The following is a 1,578-nucleotide window of genomic DNA, read 5'->3' on the forward strand; positions in this document are numbered from 1 at the left end:
ACGGGGTCCAGGGCCAACGCGGCGAGCACGGCGCGGACATCGGCGTCGAGGTCCGGGTCGGTCACGTCGACCGCGACGGTCCTGCCCGCGGGAGGGTCGGGGACTGTGTCGTGCGCTGCGCGAGGGCTCTGGGTCACGGGCACAGCGTGGCGCACCCACCGGTCGGCGGACCCGGCCCGATGCAGTGTCCCGGGGGCGGCTGTGGAGAGGCCGGGGGCTGTGGAGAGGCCGGGACCCGGGGTCCCCGACCCGGACACCCCGGGCCGCGGACCCCGCCCGAAATGGGAGAAACCGCGGCAGGGGGACGCCGCGGTTTCTCGAAGTCCCGATTCGTGGGGGAACGAATCGAGCACCTATAGGGGGATGCTCTTACGAGCGTGATCAGTATCACTTATCCGCGCGGTGAGCACAAGAACCGTATCGTGGAGCCGTGTCCGCCCCACGCCGCCAGGGCCCTCGGTCATCGCACCGACCTCGCCGGGTCGCCGCGTTCTTCGACCTCGACAAGACGATCATCGCCACCTCGTCGGTGTTCGCGTTCAACAAATCCTTCCTCGATGAGGGTCTGTTGTCCCGCCGATCGGTGATCGATCTGGCCTACACGCAGCTCGCGTTCAGCCTCTCCGACGCCGACGACGACCAGATGCAGAAGGTGCGCCAGGCCATGGCCACGGCCACCAAGGGGTGGGAGCCCGAGAAGGTCGAGCGCATCGTCACCGAAGGACTCACGGAGACCGTCTCGCCGACCGTGTACGCCGAGGCGCAGGAACTGCTCGCCGAGCACCGGGCGCTCGGGCACGACCTGGTGATCGTGTCCGCCTCCGGTGAGGAACTCGTGGCGCCGATCGCCCGGATGCTCGGCGTGGACCACTACGCCGGCACCCGCATGAACCGGGACGCCGACGGGCGGTACGGCGGGTCCATCGAGTTCTACTGCCAGGGACCGGGCAAAGCCGAGGCGATCCGGGCGTTCGCCCGGCGCTACGGCTACGACCTGGAGGCCTCGTACGCCTACTCCGACTCCTCCACCGACCTCCCGATGCTCGAGGAGGTCGGGCATCCGACGGTGATCAACCCGGACCGCGCGCTGCGCCGCGAGGCCCTGGAGCGCGGGTGGCCGATCCTCACCTTCTCCAACCCCACCCCGTTGCTCCCGACGCTGGAACGCGCGACCGGGCCGATCATCGGCGTCGGGGCGATCGCGCTCGCGGTGGGGGCGGCGGCCTTCTCCTTCGCCCGCTCCGCGCGGCGAGACCACTGAACCCGGTCACCCGACTCGTCCGCCGGGACCGATCACCCGACCCGCCCTCGTTCGGCCCCAACTCCTCATCGTGCGCCGCCGACACGGCGGGACGCGATGGCGGGAACCACCCGCAAGTCCCCGGGTTCCTTGTGGGATCCCCCCATCGCCGGGGCGCCTGTCCGCGCGGCATGCTCAGGGCACGGTGACGACGACGCCAGGACGGTGACGGAAGAGAAGTCACGGTTCCCCGTCCGAGCCACCGTCATCGATACTCCGGAACCCACGCGACGGATAACGCCCGAGAGGCACACCAGCCGTGGGTCCGCGCCAGCCGT

General features: G+C 70.5%; 1 protein-coding gene. It reads left to right on the forward strand.

Going from position 1 to position 1,578, the window contains the following annotated elements; translation table 11 throughout:
- The first annotated feature begins 430 nt into the window (after window positions 1-430).
- Window positions 431-1,261, forward strand: coding sequence for an HAD family hydrolase (locus G6028_RS00330; RefSeq protein WP_179524420.1), 831 nt, complete (start codon window positions 431-433; stop codon window positions 1,259-1,261).
- Window positions 1,262-1,578 lie beyond the last annotated feature (317 nt).

The sequence above is a fragment of the Dietzia cercidiphylli genome, assembly GCF_014145145.1.
GTDB lineage: Bacteria > Actinomycetota > Actinomycetes > Mycobacteriales > Mycobacteriaceae > Dietzia > Dietzia natronolimnaea.